The organism is Pseudomonas syringae pv. cilantro (assembly GCF_001293775.1).
GTDB lineage: Bacteria > Pseudomonadota > Gammaproteobacteria > Pseudomonadales > Pseudomonadaceae > Aquipseudomonas > Aquipseudomonas syringae_P.
Genome location: NZ_LGLN01000077.1, coordinates 27072 through 44508, shown reverse-complemented (window position 1 = coordinate 44508; position 17437 = coordinate 27072). Strand labels below are relative to the sequence as shown.

The following is a 17437-nucleotide window of genomic DNA, read 5'->3' as shown; positions in this document are numbered from 1 at the left end:
CAAAAAAGCCGCGCCCGGTTATCCGGTGCACGGCTTTCTACAGCAAGCGGATGCTTACTTGTTGATCGAGTCGTTCAGCACTTTGGCCGGGACGAACTTGATAACTTTCTTGGCAGCGATTTCGATGGCGGCACCAGTCGAAGGGTTGCGGCCAGTGCGTGCTGGACGCTCTGCAACTTTCAGTTTGCCGATGCCCGGTAGAGTGATTTCTGCACCGCTTTCGAGTTGGTCGGCAACGATCTGTCCCAATTGCTCAAGAGCCTTACGCGCGGTGGTTTTTGGCGCATCGATAGCTTCTGCAATACCGGCAACCAATTGGTCTTTCGTCAGAGCCATGGTGGTGTTCCTTCCAGATCAAATTCATTTGGATTGCAGAGCGCAACATCGGCCGGTAGCCAGGCAAAGAACCTTGCCACCCGCTAACAGTCACGATTAATCGCGAAAGTGTAGATACTGAAACCGGGTAATGGTTCGGCCTACGTGTGCACAATCTGCATGCTTGACGCGCTAAGTGCGCAAGACCGCGCAAAACTAGCACAGAGCCGGGCAAATATCCGCTTCTACCTATCCTTTTGGTCAGGTTTTGATGGCAATTGCACAAAAAATGCTCAGCCAGTGCCATTCAATCGTGAAAACCAGCTGCATCAAGGCCCGCAGGCACATGCGTGCGTTACACTGGGCGCATTGCAACGAGCTGCACGCTCTTCACTTTTTTCAGCCGAGAAGCCCATGCCGATCCGCCATTGCATCGTCCACCTGATCGAGAAAAAACCTGACGGTACGCCCGCTGTTCTCCATGCCCGCGACTCCGAACTCGCCGAGTCCCAGGCCATCGAGAACATGCTGGCGGACCTCAATGAAAGTTATAACGCCAAACAGGGCAAGGCATGGGGCCTGTTCCATCCCGAGTCCGGCGCGCACCCTTTCAGCGGCTGGCTGAAGGAATATATCGACGGCGGCAGCGACTTCACCGCGTTCTCGAGGGTGGCAGTCGAACACCTGCAAAAGCTCATGGAGGAGTCCAATCTGTCAGTCGGTGGCCACGTGCTGTTCGCCCATTACCAGCAAGGCATGACCGACTACCTGGCCATCGCCCTGCTGCACCACAGTGAAGGCGTGGCCGTGAATGCCGAGCTGGACGTGACCCCGTCCCGGCACCTTGATCTGGGCCAGTTGCACCTTGCCGCGCGCATCAATATTTCCGAGTGGCAGAACAACAAGCAGTCCAAACAGTACATCTCGTTCATCAAAGGCAAGAACGGCAAGAAGGTCTCCGAATACTTCCGCGACTTCATCGGCTGCCAGGAAGGCGTGGACGGTCCGGGCGAAACCCGCACCCTGCTGAAGGCCTTCAGCGATTTCGTCGAAAGCGAAGACCTGCCGGAAGAGTCGGCGCGCGAAAAGACCAAGACGCTGGTCGACTACGCCAGCAGCCAGAGCAAGATGGGCGAGCCGATGGGCCTTGAAGAGCTGTCCGTGCTGATCGACGAAGAGCGTCCACGGGCGTTCTACGATCACATCCGCAACAAGGACTACGGCCTGTCACCCGAGATTCCGGCGGATAAACGCACCCTCAACCAGTTCCGCCGCTTTACGGGCCGCGCGGAAGGCCTGTCGATCAGCTTCGAAGCTCACCTGCTGGGCGACAAGATCGAGTACGACGAAACCGCAGGCACCTTGATCATCAAGGGGCTGCCCACTCAACTGACCGATCAGTTGAAGCGCCGGTAATCCGTATGCTGATACGCACCCTCAAGAAGTTTGCCCTGATCATGCTGGTGGTGGTCGTTTATCAGAACTGGGGCCGGATCGAGAACTTCGTCAATCCTCCGCCAGCGGAGGTCGCGCAGCGTTACAGCCAGGCAAACGTTGTGCTGTACGCCACCGACTGGTGCGGCTACTGCAAACAGACCCGGCGTTTTCTGGACAGCAAAGGGATTGCGTATCAGGAATTCGACATCGAAAAATCCGAGGAAGGCCGCAAGGCCTATGAAGCGCTGGGAGGCAGAGGCATCCCGATGATCGACGTCAACGGCACCCTGATCCGGGGTTTCGCCCCGGATGAGATATTGGCGGCTTTGAAGTAAGGGCTCTTGGCCTGCCGTTTGCCGAAGCCAGACAAGGTGCTTTCACGAGCAAGCTCACGCCCACAGGGTGCAGCGAACTTTCCAGCTGAGCCCTGTAACTTCAGCGTTTCTCCACCCGAAACCCCAGTCGCGGAAAGTGCACATGTACCACACCGGCGCGATCGTCCTCGCGACGCAGGATCAGCTCTTCGCGCCCGGTAAACACCAGCTCGCCTTCAACCGCTTCGACGCCATAGTCGACCGCCGCAATAGCGACGCTATCGCCTGCCTTGAAACCGTTCGGGTCAACCAGGGTTTCATCGGGCAGCGGCGCAGGCGTGGCGTTGCTGGCGATTTCAATGGCATCGGCCGAACTCAGGTCGCTGAAGGTGCCGTGGCCAAAGCCCAGTACGCGATCCAGCCAGGCGCGAACACTTGGATAATCATCGACAAAGGACGCAGTCACCGGCGTTTGCTTGAGAAACCACAGCGTGTGGGCGACCGAGAAGTCGGCGATGGAAGGCGCGCCAAACAGGAATTCGCCGCCATGCGACAGCTGCAATTCCAGCCGTGACATGAGTGTCGGCCATTGATGCTTGACCTGCTCGACAGGCGGGCGGGACGCCGTGCCACCGTTGAACAGCGTCGAACGGTCGGCGATAAATGCCTTGGCGGCGTCTGGCGGCACTTTGGCGAAACGCACAACCATTGATTCAGGCTGAAACACCAGGCTCACGGCATGCAGGAACAACACCGAGTCGGCCCACGCCGCCAGGCCGGCCACTGCAAACTCCTGACCTTGCGGGAAGAACGCCGGCGAGGCTTTTTCCTGCTCGAGTCGCCGCGCCATCAGGGCCGTGTCACAGTAGATATCCGCACCGGCCTGCAACACGGGTGTTCTGCGATAGCCACCGGTCAATGCTGTCAGGTCAGGCTTGGGCATGATCGAAGGGATGGTCACCGAACGCCATGCGAGGCCTTTGAAACCCAGCATCAGCCGGGCTTTTTCGGCAAACAGCGACGTGGGGTAATGGTGAAGAATCAGTTCGGACATGTTCAGCCTCTGCGCACATGAGAAGCTGACAGCTTAACCTCCTGCACCCTGCCCGCCCACAGGCTCAACCGGATGATGCGGCATCACGCTGATGAATCGGCGATGTGGCATAACTGGCTGCCAGCGCTTCCTTGGCGCTTTTCCTCAGCTTTTTGATCAGTCGCTCGTGACGCAACGCTTCTCCCTTGCTGGGCCACTGTTCGATGTAAACCAGCGCCATCGCCGGGCTGGAACAGAAAAAGCGCGCGCCCTTGCCGCTCTGATGCGCGGCAAATCGTCGCTGCGGATCATCACTGATGCCGCAGTACAACGAGCCGTTGGCGGCGCGCACCAGATAAACGTACCAAGGCTTGCCAACGGCCGATTCCACAGCAGGGGCTGCGACTGAGACTTGCACGTCAGGCACGGCGGTTCTCGGTAAAGGCGTTCAGACCTTTGAGCGCCTGCGCACGAACGGCGTTGCGCACCAGCGGTGTCCAGCCAAGCAACAGGCCTTTTGCACCCAGCGCCTGTCGCGACCAGCGCCACATATCGAACTGATCGCGGTGCTCGCAGATCTTGCCATCGCGAAACACGAAGCGGGCCTGAATGTCGTTCTCCACCGTGCGCCCGGTCTGACTGAACAGATAAGTCGCCACCCAGTGCGCGCTGCCCGTCCGATCATCGGCGCGCACCTGATCGAAGACCACCGAAAAGTTCTTCGCCTTCGATGTCAGCATTCGCCACATGTCGCCCACCTGAGGCCCGCGCAGTTCACCAAATGCAGGATCGCTGAACACCACGTCGTCGGTGTAACAGGCGATCATCGCCTCGGCATCCAGCTGCGCGAATGCCTCATAGAAGCGGGTGATCAGCGCACTGTTGGCCTGACTTTGTTCTTCGTAGCCCATGCGTGCAAATCCCTTGGCGAAAGATGCGTGCACGATAAGCGGCGCAGCAGAAAATGGCGAGGGTTTGATGGCCTCAGACCTTCTCGCTGCTCACTTGCACATGCAGTGCCCGCCCCGCACACAGGCCGGCGATCATCGCGCCCAAGCCCAGTACAGCGAAGATCCAGCCAATCGCGTTCCAGCTGCCGGTCATGTCGTGGACCACGCCGACCGCAAACGGACCGGTCGAGGCAATGGTGTAACCGAAACCCTGCGCCATGCTCGACAGGTTGGCTGCCACGTGGGAATCCCGCGAGCGCAGCACGATCAGGGCCAGCGCCAGGCTGAAGGTGCCGCCCTGCCCGATCCCCAGCAGAATCGCCCAGCCCCACAGCCCTCCCAGTGGTGCATAAAGGCAGCCGAACAGGCCGATCAGTGTCAGCGACATGACCAGCATGATCGCCAAGCGCTGATCCTTGCCGCGTGTGGCCAGATACGGCACGGCCAATGAGCTGACGACCTGCGCGATGATCGAACCGGACAGCAACAGACCGGCCTCGGTCGGCGTCATGCCGCGACCAATGAGGATTGATGGCAACCAGCCAAAAACGATATACGACAGCGACGATTGCAGGCCCATGTACAGCGTCACCTGCCAGGCCAGCGGATCACGCAGCAGGCCGCGCACGCGATAGACGTCGCGATGCGTGCCATGCACTGTACGCGTCTGCGGGAACCAGAACAGCGCCGCGATCAGTGCCGGAATCAGCCAGAACCCCAGGCCAATCTGCCAGCTTCCATCGAAGTAATGACTCAGCGGTACCGTCGACCCGGCGGCAATGGCAGCCCCCAGACACAATGCCATGGTGTAGACACCGGTCATGGCACCGGCCTTTTGCGGAAAGTCGCGTTTGACGATGCCCGGCAGCAATACGCCGATCACGCCAATGCTCGCGCCCGCCAGCAGGCTGCCGCCAAACAGCCCGACTTCGCCAAACAGGCTGCGCAGCGCCAGGCCTGCCGCCAGCGTCAGCAACACCATCAGCACCACACGTTCGCTGCCGAAACGGCGAGCCAGAATCGGTGCCAGTGGCGCGAACAGACCCAGACACAATACCGGCAAGGTGGTCAGCAGACCGGCTTCGGCAGCCGACATGCCAAGGCTTTTCGACACATCGTTGAGCAGCGGCGCAATGCTGGACAATGCGGGACGCAGATTGAGCGCGACCAGCACCAGGCCCAGCAGCAAAAGCCAGGGGCTTTGCAGAACAGGATTGGGTTGAGCAGCAGTCGGTTGGGGGCTGAGTGGGGCCTTGGCAGTCATCGGTTTCTCGGTCATCAGGTATGTCGACCCGTTTCAGGGGGGCGGTATCCTGTTGGAGAATCATCTTGAATACAAGGTTCAGCTGAAATTGCATACAGGAAGGACGGCAAAAAGCGGCCATAAAAAAACCGGGCGCAGGACCCGGTCTTCTGTGCAGCAGCTACCGACTCAGTGAATGATCTGGCTGAGGAACAGCTTGGTACGGTCGCTCTGCGGATTATCGAAGAAGTCGTTAGGCGCAGCCTGTTCGACGATTTCGCCCTTGTCCATGAAGATCACCCGGTTCGCCACGGTACGGGCAAAGCCCATCTCGTGGGTCACGCAGAGCATGGTCATGCCCTCTTCCGCCAGGCCGACCATGGTGTCGAGTACTTCCTTGACCATTTCCGGATCGAGCGCCGAAGTCGGTTCATCGAACAGCATGATTTTCGGCTTCATGCACAAGGCGCGGGCAATCGCCACACGCTGCTGCTGACCACCGGAAAGCTGACCCGGAAACTTGTGGGCCTGCTCCGGAATACGCACGCGCTCCAGGTAGTGCATGGCGATTTCTTCAGCCTTCTTCTTCGGCATCTTGCGGACCCACATCGGTGCCAGCGTGCAGTTCTGCAGGATGGTCAGGTGCGGGAACAGATTGAAGTGCTGAAACACCATGCCGACTTCACGGCGGATGGTTTCGATCTGCTTCAGGTCGGAAGTCAGTTCGGTGCCATCCACGATGATGCGGCCCTGCTGATGCTCTTCCAGACGGTTGAGGCAGCGGATGGTGGTCGACTTGCCCGAACCCGACGGGCCGCACAGCACGATACGCTCGCCCTGACGCACATTCAGGTTGATGTCCTTGAGTACATGGAACTGGCCGTACCATTTATGAACGCCCTCCATGCGGATCATGCCTTCAGCGCCCAGGGGCTTATTGATAGCTTCACTCATCACAAAACTCCTAACGCTTGTGGCCTGTGTCCAGCTTACGTTCCAAATGCATGGAATAGCGGGACATACCGAAACAGAAGATCCAGAACACCAGGGCCGCGAAGACGTAGCCTTCGGTGGCCATACCCAGCCAGGCCGGGTCGGCGGTGGCTTGCTTGACGCTGTTGAGCAAGTCGAACAGGCCGATAATGATCACCAGACTGGTGTCTTTGAACAAGGCAATAAAGGTGTTGACGATGCCGGGAATGACCATCTTCAACGCCTGCGGCAGAATCACCAGCCCCATGCTGCGCCAGTAGCCCAGGCCCATCGCCGAGGCCGCTTCGTACTGACCTTTAGGGATGGCCTGCATACCACCGCGCACCACTTCGGCAATGTACGCCGACTGGAACAGGATGACGCCGATCAGCGCCCGCAGTAGCTTGTCGAAGTTCATCCCTTCCGGCATGAACAGCGGCAGCATGACCGAAGACATGAACAGCACAGTGATCAACGGCACGCCGCGCCAGAACTCGATGAACGTCACGCACACCACACGCACGGCGGGCATGTTGGAACGACGACCGAGCGCCAGCAGAATACCCAACGGCAAGGCACCGACGATACCCACGGTGGCAATCACCAGGGTCAGCATCAGACCGCCCCACTGGCTGGTCGGTACGTTGGTCAGACCAAACGCGCCGCCATGCAGCAGGTAGAACGCGACAATCGGGTAGATCACCAGGAAGCAGATGCCGTACACAGCCTTGCGCGGAAACTTCGAAATGAACAGCGGCGCAGCGCCGACAATCGCCAGAATTGCGGTCAGATCGACCCTCCAGCGCAGTTCATTGGGAAAGTAGCCGTACATGAACTGGCCGAAGCGCTGCTCGATGAACACCCAGCAGGCGCCCGCCTTGGTGCAGTCTGCCTTGGTCGTGCCGATCCAGTTGGCGTCCAGCAGGGCCCAACTGAGAATAGGCGGAACGATCAGGTAGATCAGATACAACGAGAACAGGGTCAGCAGGGTGTTGATCCAGCTGGAGAACAGGTTCTGCCGCATCCACGCGACCGGGCCGAACACTTTGCCCGGTGGTGGCATATCAGGTTTGAAAGTATGGGTTGTCATGCGCGTTTCCTCACCGCTCGATCAGCGCAATGCGCTTGTTGTACCAGTTCATCAGCATGGAAATGCTGATACTGATCGCCAGGTACACGCTCATGGTGATGGCAATGACTTCAATGGCCTGTCCGGTCTGGTTGAGCACCGTACCGGCGAACAGGGAAACCATTTCCGGATAACCGATGGCTGCTGCCAGCGACGAGTTTTTCGCCAGGTTCAGGAACTGACTGGTCAACGGCGGGATGATCACTCGCAGCGCCTGCGGGATGATGACCTTGCGCAGCGTCGGCCCGGGACGCAGACCCAGCGACCGGGCGGCTTCGGTCTGGCCGTGGCTGACCGACTTGATGCCGGAGCGCACGATTTCGGCGATGAACGCGGCCGTGTAGATGGTCAGCGCCAGCGTCAGGGAGATCAACTCGGGGATCAGCACCCAGCCGCCAGTGAAGTTGAAGCCCTTGAGCTGCGGCAGTTCCCAACGCACCGGGCTGCCGAAGATCAGCACGCTCAGGCCGGGAATAACCAGCAGCAACGCCAGACCGACCCAGAACTTGTGGAACGGCTGGCCGGTAGCTTCAAAACGCTTGTTGGCCCAGCGCACCATCATCACGATCGCGATCACCGCGATTACGATGCTGATCAGGAACGCCCAGGCACCTTCGGCAGGCAGGGCGCGGGGCATGTTGAGCCCGCGACTGCTGACGAAGAACATGTCCAGATAGCCATGAGCCTGACGCGGACCGGGCAGCGTGAGGAATACGGCGGTGTACCAGAACAGGATTTGCAGCAGTGGCGGAATGTTGCGGAAGACCTCGACATAAACGGTGGCCAGCTTGCTGATCATCCAGTTCGGAGACAGGCGAGCGACACCAATGACAAAGCCCAGCAAGGTCGCCAGGACAATACCGATAACCGACACCAGCAAGGTGTTCAGCAAACCGATGACGAACACGCGAGCATAAGTGTCCGATTCGCTGTAGTCGATCAGGTGCTGAGCAATACCGAAACCGGCACTGTTCTCAAGAAAACCGAAACCCGAGGTGATACCACGGTGTTGCAGGTTGGTCTGGGTGTTGTCGAAAATGAACCAGCCAAACGCGATCACCGCCACGACAGTGATGATCTGAAATAACCACGCGCGCACTTTCGGATCGCTCAGAGAGAGCTTTTGCTTGGGTGCGACGATTTGCTTTTCCATGAAATGCCCCAGGAAAAATCCAACAGAACAACGCCCGACAGGCTGGGAAGCCTGTCGGGCGCCGGGTCAATCAACGAATAGGTGGTGCGTACTGGATGCCGCCGGCATTCCACAGAGCGTTCTGGCCACGCTTGATTTTCAGCGGGGTGCCTTCGCCCAGGTTGCGTTCGAACACTTCGCCGTAGTTACCGACTTGCTTGACGATCTGCACGACCCAGTCTTTCGGCAGTCTCAAGTCCTTGCCGTAGGTACCGTCGGCACCCAGCATGCGGGCAACGTCAGGGTTCTTGGTCGCCTTGGCTTCTGCTTCGACGTTCTTGGAAGTGATTTTGGCTTCCTCGGCGTTGAGCATGGCGAACAGGGTCCAGCGCACGATCGAGAACCACTCTTCGTCGCCTTTACGCACGACAGGGCCCAGCGGCTCTTTGGAGATAACTTCCGGCAGAACGACGTAATCGTCCGGCATGGCCAGCTTGCTGCGCTGTGCGTAGAGCTGCGACTGGTCGGACGTCAGCACGTCGCAACGACCGCCTTCCAGCGACTTGGCGCTTTCGTCGGAGGTGTCGAAGGTGATCGGCGTGTATTTCAGGCCGTTTGAGCGGAAGTAGTCGGAGACGTTCAGCTCGGTGGTGGTACCAGCCTGGATGCAGATGGTTGCACCGTCCAGCTCTTTGGCACTGTTGACGCCCAGCTTCTTGTTCACCAGAAAGCCGATGCCGTCGTAGTACGTCACGCCGGTGAAGACCAGGCCCATGCCCGCATCGCGGGAGCTTGTCCAGGTGGTGTTACGCGAAAGGATGTCGATCTCGCCCGATTGCAGGGCAGTGAAACGCTCTTTGGCGTTCAACTGACTGAACTTGACCTTGGTGGCGTCGCCGAATACTGCGGCGGCTACTGCGCGGCAGACGTCAGCGTCGATACCGGTGATCTTGCCGGTGGAGTCCGGAACGGAAAAACCTGGCAGGCCATCGCTGACGCCGCACTGCACAAAGCCTTTCTTCTGGATAGCATCAAGGGTAGCGCCTGCGTTGGCAGCCCCGGTCACACCGAATGCGGCTAGCGCCGTGACAACAGCAAGGGTGGATTTCAACATCTTCATTCAAAAACTCCATTTTGCTCTTTGTTGTGTGGAAGCCTCAGTCGCATCGCACCTTTGTGAGGCGCTTGTGACCCGTGCTGGCTTATTTTTGGGTCATGCGGTACCGAGCCTGAATATCGAGTCGCTGACAGGATCTACCTGCCACTGCTTTTCTTCATTCAGAATCGGCCCCGTGGACTGAAGCTTCATGATTTCCCGAACCAGAGAAGTACGGGTCGAACCGTGCCGCGAATCCTGACGCAGGAACTCCCGGGCCGCTTTTCGATCGCTACAAGTATGCGTCTTGCAGTGTTACCGAACGATGAGCGCGCCTGGACTCCAGTCCTGCTGTAGCAAAGCCCGTACCAGTACGCCAGCTATGTCGAATTAACGACAGGTCAAGACAAAAAATTGTAATCTTGCGACATCTTCGTTCACTTTTAATCGACCCGCGCACCTTATTAATGCGCCAAAAAAGCGCCAGCGCACACAAATGGAGCAGTCATGAGCGAGCCTTTGATCATCGAACCTTCAACTTCCGTCGACGCCTGCGTTATCTGGCTGCACGGCCTGGGCGCCGACCGCTACGATTTCCTGCCGGTTGCCGAAGCGCTGCAAGCGTCGTTGCACAGCACCCGTTTCGTCCTGCCACAGGCACCGACTCGCGCCGTGACCGTCAATGGCGGCTACGAAATGCCAAGCTGGTATGACATAAAGGCCATGAGCAGCGAGGCCCGCGCCATCGATCACGATCAGATGGAAGCCTCGGCGCAGCAGGTGCTGGACCTGATCGAGCAACAGCGCGACAGCGGCATCGATCCGGCGCGAATCTTTCTGGCGGGCTTTTCCCAGGGCGGTGCGGTCGTGCTCCATACGGCCTATAAACGCTGGCAGGGTCCGCTCGGTGGCGTACTCGCGCTCTCTACTTATGCACCGACATTCAGCGATGAGATGACCCTTTCCGCCAGCCAGCAGCGCATTCCGGCCCTTTGTCTGCACGGCAAACATGACGGCGTGGTTCCCTATCCGATGGGTCGGGCTGTTTACGAGCGCCTCAAGACTCAGGGTGTAACCGTTGAATGGCAGGAGTACCCAATGGAGCACCAAGTGTTACCGCAGGAAATCCACGACATTGGCGTCTGGCTCGCTGAAAAGCTTCGTTGACAGCGCCGCAAAGCCCTGAAACAGACCTCTTCTGTAGCTCGCCATGGATGGCACTACGCCGAGCACGGTTCTTGCTTTACACTGCCCGGCGTACACTCCTTAACCAATTGACGAGATGACCGTGCTCAAAGCACTAAAAAAGATGTTCGGTAAGAGCGAGGCAGAGCAACGCGCGCCTATACCGACAGCCTCCCTCCCTGCCTCCCCCGCGCCTGTCGAAGGCGACTCACAGGATCATGCTGTCCAGGCTCAGGCTCTGGACATTGTCAACGAACCCGCCAGGACACGCACGCCGCGTACCGACAAGCCAAGGGCCGAACGCCCGCGCCGGGAACGTGTGACCATGCCGCCTGCGCCGGAATGGAAACTCGAAGATTTCGTCGTCGAGCCGCAGGAAGGCAAGACCCGCTTTCACGATTTCAACCTGGCGCCCGAACTGATGCATGCCATTCAGGACCTGGGGTTTCCGTATTGCACGCCCATTCAGGCGGGTGTACTGGGTTTCACCCTCAAGGGCAAGGATGCAATCGGCCGCGCACAGACAGGCACTGGCAAGACGGCGGCGTTCCTGATCTCGATCATCGAGCAGTTGACCCAGACACCGCCACCGGCCGAGCGCTACATGGGTGAACCGCGTGCCTTGATCATCGCGCCCACCCGTGAGCTGGTGGTGCAGATCGCCAAGGACGCCGCCGACCTGACCAAGTACACCGACCTGAACGTCATGACGTTCGTCGGCGGCATGGACTTCGACAAGCAGCTCAAGCAGCTTGAAGCGCGCCACTGCGACATTCTGGTCGCCACGCCAGGCCGCCTGCTGGACTTCAATCAGCGCGGCGAAGTGCATCTGGACATGGTCGAGGTGATGGTGCTCGACGAAGCCGACCGCATGCTCGACATGGGCTTCATCCCACAGGTACGGCAGATCATTCGCCAGACCCCGCACAAGGGCGAACGCCAGACGTTGCTGTTCTCCGCGACCTTCACCGAAGACGTGATGAACCTCGCCAAACAATGGACAACCGACCCCTCCATCGTCGAAATCGAGTCACTGAACGTGGCCAGCGATAACGTCGAACAGCATATCTATGCCGTGGCCGGTGCCGACAAGTACAAATTGCTCTACAACCTGGTCACCGACAACGGCTGGGAACGGGTCATGGTCTTCGCCAACCGCAAAGACGAAGTCCGCCGTATCGAAGAGCGCCTGGTGCGCGATGGCGTCAATGCGGCGCAGCTGTCAGGCGATGTGCCTCAGCATAAGCGCATCAAGACGCTGGAAGGCTTTCGCGAAGGCAAGATTCGCGTGCTGGTCGCCACCGACGTGGCCGGTCGCGGAATTCACATCGACGGCATCAGCCACGTGATCAATTTCACCCTGCCGGAAGTGCCGGACGATTACGTGCACCGCATCGGGCGTACCGGCCGTGCCGGGGCTGACGGCGTCTCGATCAGCTTTGCCGGTGAAGACGACTCGTACCAGTTGCCTGCCATCGAAGAGAAGCTGGGCCGCAAGATCAGCTGCGAGACACCACCGACTCATTTGCTGAGGCCCGTGGTGCGGCAAACCAGCTGACAGCTTCGGTAAACAAAAAAGCGCAGCCTTTGCAGGCTGCGCTTTTTTTGTGCCTGTGTCAGACGTCAGCAGCGTGACGGTCAGTCAGTGCCGTACTTCGGCGAGCGCGGACCGTAAAGCATGCCGGCAGGCCGCCCCGCAGAGAGCAGACGGTTGCTGGCGATCCCGGCAATGGGATGACCGGCATCGGTCGAACTGTTGATGATCTGCTTGACCGCTGCGGTAATCAGCATGCCCACCAGACCACCACCGCTATTGTTGCCGCCCTCTTCACTGGAAGCCGACGCTGTACCGGTCCACAACGCAGTACCGGTACGCAGATCAACCAGCTTTGCGGTGACCGTCACGACGGTCTGGCTGCTGATGACTACGTAACTGGTGCCGTATTGCTTGACCGTGATGTACATCGCAGCATCGGCGCCGAAGATCTCGCGCAGCTTGGCGGGCGATGTGGCCTGAATGTCGTTGGCGTTGGTCAGGCCGTTATTGCGAAACGTCTCGTCGACCAGCGCCACCGGCAGCACGTAGTAGCCCGACTCGGCCAGCGGATAGGTGACCTGCGAAAAGGTGCTGTACGTCGCCTTGACGTCAGGCGATTCGTTGACCGGCGGCAGCACCAGAATCGAACGCGGTTTGCTTTCCTTGAAGGCCGAGTAGTCCACCGTCGGCGGTGTCACGCAACCCGACAGCAGGGCAACGGCAAACAGGCTGACCGCGATTTTCAGATGACCCAGGTTCATTTGGCGACTCCTGCATGGGCGTTCTTGAGCAAGAAGTCCATGTACGTGGCCGACTCGGGAAACAGTGTCTTTTCCGTGCGCAACTCTTGCACCATCTGGTCATCCTTGCCCAGGCTGCCGTACAACATGCCCAACTGGGCGTGATAGCCCGGTGGTGGCGTTGCGTTGGCGGCACGGATCTTCTGCAGGTCTTCTTCGAGCTTTTCGACCTGCGCCTCCTTGGACTCGCCCTCGCCTTTGAAATACTCGTACACCTCAGGCTGGTAACTGCCCCACTGGTACAAGGTTTTCGGTTGTTCGGCACAACCTGTCACGAAGGCACCTGCGACTAAAAACAGGGCGACACTGCGCAATGAAACATTACTGCTGTTCATGAACACCACAAATTCCCTTTTGAAAGATCAGTTGGCCGTCGGTTTCCAGGCACCGCTGTCGAGCGCACGCACCATGTTGTTGACGGCTTCGCGCATGGCCAGGTCGAGTACCTTGCCGTTAAGTGTCGAGTCGTAGCTGGCAGTGCCGCCAAAGCCGATGACTTCACGGTTGGACAGCTCGTATTCGCCCGCACCCTGCGTCGAATACACCACTTCCGAAGTGCTGATATTGACGATGTTCAGTGCGACTTTCGCATAAGCAATCTGCGATTTGCCGCGGCCCAGCAGACCGAACAGTTGCTGATCGCCGACTTCCTTGCGACCAAACTCGGTCACATCGCCAGTCACCACATAGTCCGCGCCTTTCAAACGCTGAGCAGTGGATTTGATCGTGGCTTCTTGCTTGATCTCCTCCATGTTGTCGCGATCCAGCACATTGAACCGGTTGGTCTGTTGCATGTGAGTGATCAGGATGGTCTTGGCCTGACCGCCGAGCCGATCGACACCGTCGGAAAAGATCCCGCGCATATAACTGGAGCGGTTATCGAATTTGCCCACGGCAACCGGGTAACGCTTGCCGGCATAGGCAACACCGGCACTTTCAACCTTTGTCACAGGCAGCGCCCGCGAGCTTTCCGTTGCACAACCAGCCACCAGCACTAACGCCGCTGTCGTCATCCCTGAAACCAAAAACTGCTGAAGTTTTTTCACATTCTGCTCCGAGCGATAAAAAACCTGCCCGCAACGTGGCAGCCGCAAGGGCAATCACGTTTGGACAATTATTGAATAGAGTGGGCCAAAGCCAGCGCCAGACGTCTTTCCGTGGCCGGCATAATAGCCGGAAGCCATCCGACTGTACTAATTAGATACAGTTAGAAGAGCGGATGAGCGCAAGGTCACACGTTCAGGCAACTGGCAGGTTCGACTACCAGCGCCCCGCTGCCGCTTGGTCGCTTGCGCGACCTTCAACCCATTGCGGGCCTTGCGGGGTGTTTTCTTTCTTCCAGAACGGCGCACGGGTCTTGAGGTAGTCCATGACAAAGTCACAGGCTTCGAATGCGGCCTGCCGGTGCGCGCTGGCAACGCCGACAAACACGATGGGCTCACCCGGCTCCAGCGCGCCTGTCCGATGAATGACGTCGACCTTCAGTAACGGCCAGCGCTGCCCGGCCTCTTCGACGATCTTTGCCAAGGCCTTTTCGGTCATGCCCGGATAATGCTCGAGAAACATGCCGGACACCTCGCGACCTTCGTTGAAGTCACGCACGTAGCCGACAAAACTGACCACTGCGCCAATGCCCAGATTGGCAGCATGCAGCGCGTTGACTTCAGTGCCGGGATCGAAGGCTGCCGCCTGCACGCGAATAGCCATGATCAGCCTCCGGTCACGGGCGGAAAAAACGCGACTTCATCGCCGTCAGACAACAGCTCGGTCAGCTTGCACAGTTCCTGATTGCGTGCGCACATCAGGTTTTGCTCAGCCAGGACCTGCCAGCCCCCGCCGCGTTGCAAGAGATGCTGACGCAGCGCATCCAACATAGCGAATTCACCTTCGACAGACTCGCTGTCCAGACCCAACGTTTCGCGATAACGGGCAAAGTACTGCACCTGAATCTTCATGGCGCTGCCTGCGCCGGGTCGGCGATGAAATGGCCGCTCTTGCCGCCCAGTTTTTCCAGCAGGCGAACCGACTCGATGACCATACCGCGATCCACCGCCTTGCACATGTCGTAAATAGTCAGTGCCGCAATACTCGCGGCGGTCAGCGCTTCCATCTCCACACCGGTTTGCCCGGCCAGCTTGCAGCTCGCGGTAATGCGCACCGCATCATCGCCTTCGGCGGCGAGGTGGACTTTGATGCTGGTCAGCATCAGCGGATGGCACAGCGGAATCAGATCGCTGGTTTTCTTGGCAGCCTGAATGCCGGCGATACGCGCCACCGCAAATACATCGCCCTTGGGATGACCACCGCTGACGATCATTTGCAGCGTGGCGGGCAACATGCGCACCAACGCCTCAGCCACAGCCTCACGGGACGTCACGGCTTTATCGGTGACGTCGACCATATTGGCGCGACCCTGGGAATCGAGATGAGTGAGCACAACGTTACTCCTTGGCAGAAGCAAGAAGTGTAGAGGGAGTGGCGGTTACAAGCTACAAGCTGCAACTGCCCGGCGTTATACATAGGTTTGAAGTGCGCAGAAACCTGGCTTCTGCCCGAAGGGCGTGGGAGCGAACCGGGCGACGCTTCGCTTGTTCGCGAAGGCTATGTCTCGGGCAATAAAGTATTTGTGAATGTACAGACCTATTCGCGAATAAGTTCGCGGCCTTCGGGCAGAAGCAGAGTTTGTGTATGCCAATGAGCGTGGCGCATGCAAGCGAGGGGCTCCCGTAGACCGGGGTTCCCCCACTTGCAGCTACCGCTTAAAACTGCCGCTCTACAAATGACTCTCCGCGTATTCGGCCAGTATCGAGCGTGGTACACCCTGCAAGGTGATATGCACGCCGTTCGGGAAGTCTTTGAAGCGCTCCGTCAGGTAAGTCAGGCCAGAACTGGTGGCTGACAGGTAAGGGGTGTCGATCTGCGCCAGGTTGCCCAGGCAGACCACTTTTGAACCCGCACCGGCACGGGTGATGATAGTTTTCATCTGGTGCGGGGTCAGGTTCTGGCATTCATCGATCAGAATCAGGCTTTGCTGGAAGCTGCGACCTCGAATGTAATTAAGCGATTTGAACTGCAAGGGCACTTTGCTGAGGATGTAATCGACGCTGCCATGGGTGTTTTCGTCATCCATGTGCAAGGCTTCGAGGTTATCGGTGATCGCGCCGAGCCAGGGCTCCATCTTTTCTGCCTCGGTGCCGGGCAGGAAGCCGATTTCCTGATCCAGCCCCTGAACGCTGCGGGTCGCGATGATGCGGCGATAGCGCTTGGTGACCATGGTCTGCTCAATGGCCGCCGCCAGGGCAAGGATGGTTTTACCCGAACCGGCAGCACCCGACAGGTTGACCAGATGGATGTCCGGGTCGAGCAACGCAAACAGCGCCAGCCCCTGATAGATGTCACGCGGCTTCAGGCCCCAGGCTTCCTGGTGCAGCAATGGCTCCTGATGCATGTCGAGAATCAGCAACTCGTCGTTCTTGACGCCCTTGATCCAGCCCACGAAACCCTGTTCGTCGACAATGAACTCGTTGATATGAACGGCCGGGAGCATTTCATTGAGTTGTACCCGGTGCCAGGTACGACCACGCTCCTGACGGGTATCGACCTTGTTGACGCGGTCCCAGAACGAGCCGGTCATGTCGTGATAGCCACGCGACAGCAGTGAAACGTCGTCCACCAACTGGTCAGTGCTGTAATCCTCGGCAGCAATGCCGCAGGCACGCGCCTTGAGGCGCATGTTGATGTCTTTGGTCACCAGCACGACGCTCAAGTCCTTGTTGCGCGCGTGCAGGTCGATCAATTGGTTGATGATGATGTTGTCGTTGAGGTGCTCGGGCAACAGGCTGTTGGGTTCCTCACGCTTGCTCATCAGAATGGACAGAAACCCCTTGAACACGCCGGTGCCGCGATCAATGGGCACACCCTTTTCGACTTCTTCCGGGTTAGCTTCTCCGAGGGTCTTGTCGATCAGGCGAATGGCCTGACGGCATTCGGCGGCCACCGAGTGTTTACCGGCCTTGAGTTTGTCCAGTTCCTCCAGAACCGTCATGGGGATGGCGACGTGATGTTCTTCGAAATTCAACAAAGCGTTTGGATCATGGATCAATACGTTGGTATCGAGCACGTAAAGGATTGGCTGGTTAGTGGAAGGGCTGCGTCCGTGATCATCCATACTCGCTCACCTTTTTAGAAGCCAGGTGACGCAGAACCACGACAGTACTGCGCCACAAAAAGGCCGCCGGATTCTTCCCTTGAGGCAGGGTAGAAATGTCGCTCAAGGTGGGTCTTGGAAGACGCC

At 58.6% G+C, this 17437-nt stretch carries 20 protein-coding genes; 4 read left to right on the top strand and 16 right to left on the bottom strand.

Annotation, left to right across the window (positions count from 1 at the left end; translation table 11 throughout):
- Window positions 1-54 precede the first annotated feature (54 nt).
- Window positions 55-336 carry an HU family DNA-binding protein gene (locus ABJ99_RS20870; protein ID WP_054087422.1) on the bottom strand — a complete coding sequence of 94 codons (282 nt, stop codon included), beginning with the start codon at window positions 334-336 and terminating at the stop codon, window positions 55-57.
- A gap of 393 nt (window positions 337-729) precedes the next feature.
- Between ABJ99_RS20870 and yejK the strand changes: the two genes are divergently transcribed.
- Complete coding sequence (yejK, locus tag ABJ99_RS20865) at window positions 730-1731, top strand: nucleoid-associated protein YejK (RefSeq protein WP_054087421.1); 1002 nt, start codon at window positions 730-732, stop codon at window positions 1729-1731.
- 5 nt (window positions 1732-1736) lie between these two features.
- Complete coding sequence (locus ABJ99_RS20860; RefSeq protein ID WP_054087420.1) at window positions 1737-2087, top strand: glutaredoxin family protein; 351 nt, start codon at window positions 1737-1739, stop codon at window positions 2085-2087.
- 100 nt (window positions 2088-2187) lie between these two features.
- On the opposite strand, the gene ABJ99_RS20855 is transcribed toward ABJ99_RS20860, so the two are convergent.
- The 8 genes from ABJ99_RS20855 to ABJ99_RS20820 all read right to left on the bottom strand — a co-directional run bounded on the left by ABJ99_RS20855 (window position 2188) and on the right by ABJ99_RS20820 (window position 9645).
- The gene (locus ABJ99_RS20855; RefSeq protein WP_054087419.1) at window positions 2188-3120 is read right to left on the bottom strand and encodes a glutathione S-transferase family protein; all 933 of its coding nucleotides are present in this window, start codon (window positions 3118-3120) and stop codon (window positions 2188-2190) included.
- 64 nt (window positions 3121-3184) lie between these two features.
- Entirely contained in the window at window positions 3185-3526 is a 342-nt protein-coding gene (locus ABJ99_RS20850) for a GIY-YIG nuclease family protein (RefSeq protein ID WP_054087418.1), read from the bottom strand.
- Window positions 3519-4010: a nuclear transport factor 2 family protein gene (locus ABJ99_RS20845; protein ID WP_054087417.1), complete on the bottom strand. Its 492-nt coding sequence runs from the start codon at window positions 4008-4010 to the stop codon at window positions 3519-3521. Before ABJ99_RS20845 ends, ABJ99_RS20850 begins: the two co-directional genes overlap by 8 nt.
- A gap of 73 nt (window positions 4011-4083) precedes the next feature.
- A complete protein-coding gene (locus tag ABJ99_RS20840) occupies window positions 4084-5313 on the bottom strand; it encodes a CynX/NimT family MFS transporter (RefSeq protein WP_054087524.1) in 1230 nt (409 codons plus the stop codon).
- A gap of 168 nt (window positions 5314-5481) precedes the next feature.
- The gene (locus ABJ99_RS20835; RefSeq protein WP_005891362.1) at window positions 5482-6246 is read right to left on the bottom strand and encodes an amino acid ABC transporter ATP-binding protein; all 765 of its coding nucleotides are present in this window, start codon (window positions 6244-6246) and stop codon (window positions 5482-5484) included.
- A gap of 10 nt (window positions 6247-6256) precedes the next feature.
- The gene (locus tag ABJ99_RS20830) at window positions 6257-7354 is read right to left on the bottom strand and encodes an amino acid ABC transporter permease (protein WP_054087416.1); all 1098 of its coding nucleotides are present in this window, start codon (window positions 7352-7354) and stop codon (window positions 6257-6259) included.
- Between the two features lie 10 nt (window positions 7355-7364).
- Window positions 7365-8546 (bottom strand): amino acid ABC transporter permease, encoded by a 1182-nt coding sequence (locus ABJ99_RS20825; protein ID WP_054087415.1) that lies wholly within the window; start codon window positions 8544-8546, stop codon window positions 7365-7367.
- Between the two features lie 70 nt (window positions 8547-8616).
- Window positions 8617-9645 (bottom strand): amino acid ABC transporter substrate-binding protein, encoded by a 1029-nt coding sequence (locus ABJ99_RS20820; RefSeq protein ID WP_054087414.1) that lies wholly within the window; start codon window positions 9643-9645, stop codon window positions 8617-8619.
- A gap of 483 nt (window positions 9646-10128) precedes the next feature.
- Here ABJ99_RS20820 and ABJ99_RS20815 point away from each other — a divergent pair, with 483 nt between their 5' ends.
- Window positions 10129-10788 (top strand): alpha/beta hydrolase, encoded by a 660-nt coding sequence (locus ABJ99_RS20815; protein ID WP_054087413.1) that lies wholly within the window; start codon window positions 10129-10131, stop codon window positions 10786-10788.
- A 115-nt stretch (window positions 10789-10903) separates the two neighbouring features.
- On the top strand, window positions 10904-12364 hold the full coding sequence (rhlB, locus tag ABJ99_RS20810) for an ATP-dependent RNA helicase RhlB (RefSeq protein WP_054087412.1): 1461 nt from the start codon (window positions 10904-10906) through the stop codon (window positions 12362-12364).
- A gap of 80 nt (window positions 12365-12444) precedes the next feature.
- Here rhlB and ABJ99_RS20805 read toward each other — a convergent pair whose 3' ends face one another.
- The 7 genes from ABJ99_RS20805 to ABJ99_RS20775 all read right to left on the bottom strand — a co-directional run bounded on the left by ABJ99_RS20805 (window position 12445) and on the right by ABJ99_RS20775 (window position 17311).
- The gene (locus ABJ99_RS20805; RefSeq protein WP_007252977.1) at window positions 12445-13104 is read right to left on the bottom strand and encodes a DUF799 domain-containing protein; all 660 of its coding nucleotides are present in this window, start codon (window positions 13102-13104) and stop codon (window positions 12445-12447) included.
- Complete coding sequence (locus ABJ99_RS20800; protein WP_054087523.1) at window positions 13101-13478, bottom strand: DUF4810 domain-containing protein; 378 nt, start codon at window positions 13476-13478, stop codon at window positions 13101-13103. Before ABJ99_RS20800 ends, ABJ99_RS20805 begins: the two co-directional genes overlap by 4 nt.
- 27 nt (window positions 13479-13505) lie before the next feature.
- A complete protein-coding gene (locus ABJ99_RS20795) occupies window positions 13506-14156 on the bottom strand; it encodes a CsgG/HfaB family protein (protein WP_007252975.1) in 651 nt (216 codons plus the stop codon).
- Window positions 14157-14403: 247 nt separating this feature from the next.
- Entirely contained in the window at window positions 14404-14850 is a 447-nt protein-coding gene (moaE, locus tag ABJ99_RS20790; RefSeq protein WP_054087411.1) for a molybdopterin synthase catalytic subunit MoaE, read from the bottom strand.
- Between the two features lie 2 nt (window positions 14851-14852).
- Window positions 14853-15098, bottom strand: coding sequence for a molybdopterin converting factor subunit 1 (moaD, locus tag ABJ99_RS20785; protein WP_054087410.1), 246 nt, complete (start codon window positions 15096-15098; stop codon window positions 14853-14855).
- Window positions 15095-15580 (bottom strand): cyclic pyranopterin monophosphate synthase MoaC, encoded by a 486-nt coding sequence (moaC, locus tag ABJ99_RS20780; RefSeq protein ID WP_054087409.1) that lies wholly within the window; start codon window positions 15578-15580, stop codon window positions 15095-15097. Before moaC ends, moaD begins: the two co-directional genes overlap by 4 nt.
- Window positions 15581-15916: 336 nt before the next feature.
- A complete protein-coding gene (locus ABJ99_RS20775) occupies window positions 15917-17311 on the bottom strand; it encodes a PhoH family protein (protein ID WP_007252971.1) in 1395 nt (464 codons plus the stop codon).
- Window positions 17312-17437 lie beyond the last annotated feature (126 nt).

Bases quoted from the DNA above. Each gene is read 5' to 3' on its own strand.
- ABJ99_RS20870 (WP_054087422.1), bottom strand. From the start codon at position 336: ATGGCTCTGACGAAAGACCAATTGGTTGCCGGTATTGCAGAAGCTATC.
- yejK (WP_054087421.1), top strand. From the start codon at position 730: ATGCCGATCCGCCATTGCATCGTCCACCTGATCGAGAAAAAACCTGAC.
- ABJ99_RS20860 (WP_054087420.1), top strand. From the start codon at position 1,737: ATGCTGATACGCACCCTCAAGAAGTTTGCCCTGATCATGCTGGTGGTG.
- ABJ99_RS20855 (WP_054087419.1), bottom strand. From the start codon at position 3,120: ATGTCCGAACTGATTCTTCACCATTACCCCACGTCGCTGTTTGCCGAA.
- ABJ99_RS20845 (WP_054087417.1), bottom strand. From the start codon at position 4,010: ATGGGCTACGAAGAACAAAGTCAGGCCAACAGTGCGCTGATCACCCGC.
- ABJ99_RS20840 (WP_054087524.1), bottom strand. From the start codon at position 5,313: ATGACTGCCAAGGCCCCACTCAGCCCCCAACCGACTGCTGCTCAACCC.
- ABJ99_RS20835 (WP_005891362.1), bottom strand. From the start codon at position 6,246: ATGAGTGAAGCTATCAATAAGCCCCTGGGCGCTGAAGGCATGATCCGC.
- ABJ99_RS20830 (WP_054087416.1), bottom strand. From the start codon at position 7,354: ATGACAACCCATACTTTCAAACCTGATATGCCACCACCGGGCAAAGTG.
- ABJ99_RS20825 (WP_054087415.1), bottom strand. From the start codon at position 8,546: ATGGAAAAGCAAATCGTCGCACCCAAGCAAAAGCTCTCTCTGAGCGAT.
- ABJ99_RS20820 (WP_054087414.1), bottom strand. From the start codon at position 9,645: ATGAAGATGTTGAAATCCACCCTTGCTGTTGTCACGGCGCTAGCCGCA.
- ABJ99_RS20815 (WP_054087413.1), top strand. From the start codon at position 10,129: ATGAGCGAGCCTTTGATCATCGAACCTTCAACTTCCGTCGACGCCTGC.
- rhlB (WP_054087412.1), top strand. From the start codon at position 10,904: ATGACCGTGCTCAAAGCACTAAAAAAGATGTTCGGTAAGAGCGAGGCA.
- ABJ99_RS20805 (WP_007252977.1), bottom strand. From the start codon at position 13,104: ATGAACCTGGGTCATCTGAAAATCGCGGTCAGCCTGTTTGCCGTTGCC.
- ABJ99_RS20800 (WP_054087523.1), bottom strand. From the start codon at position 13,478: ATGAACAGCAGTAATGTTTCATTGCGCAGTGTCGCCCTGTTTTTAGTC.
- ABJ99_RS20795 (WP_007252975.1), bottom strand. From the start codon at position 14,156: ATGACGACAGCGGCGTTAGTGCTGGTGGCTGGTTGTGCAACGGAAAGC.
- moaE (WP_054087411.1), bottom strand. From the start codon at position 14,850: ATGGCTATTCGCGTGCAGGCGGCAGCCTTCGATCCCGGCACTGAAGTC.
- moaD (WP_054087410.1), bottom strand. From the start codon at position 15,098: ATGAAGATTCAGGTGCAGTACTTTGCCCGTTATCGCGAAACGTTGGGT.
- ABJ99_RS20775 (WP_007252971.1), bottom strand. From the start codon at position 17,311: ATGGATGATCACGGACGCAGCCCTTCCACTAACCAGCCAATCCTTTAC.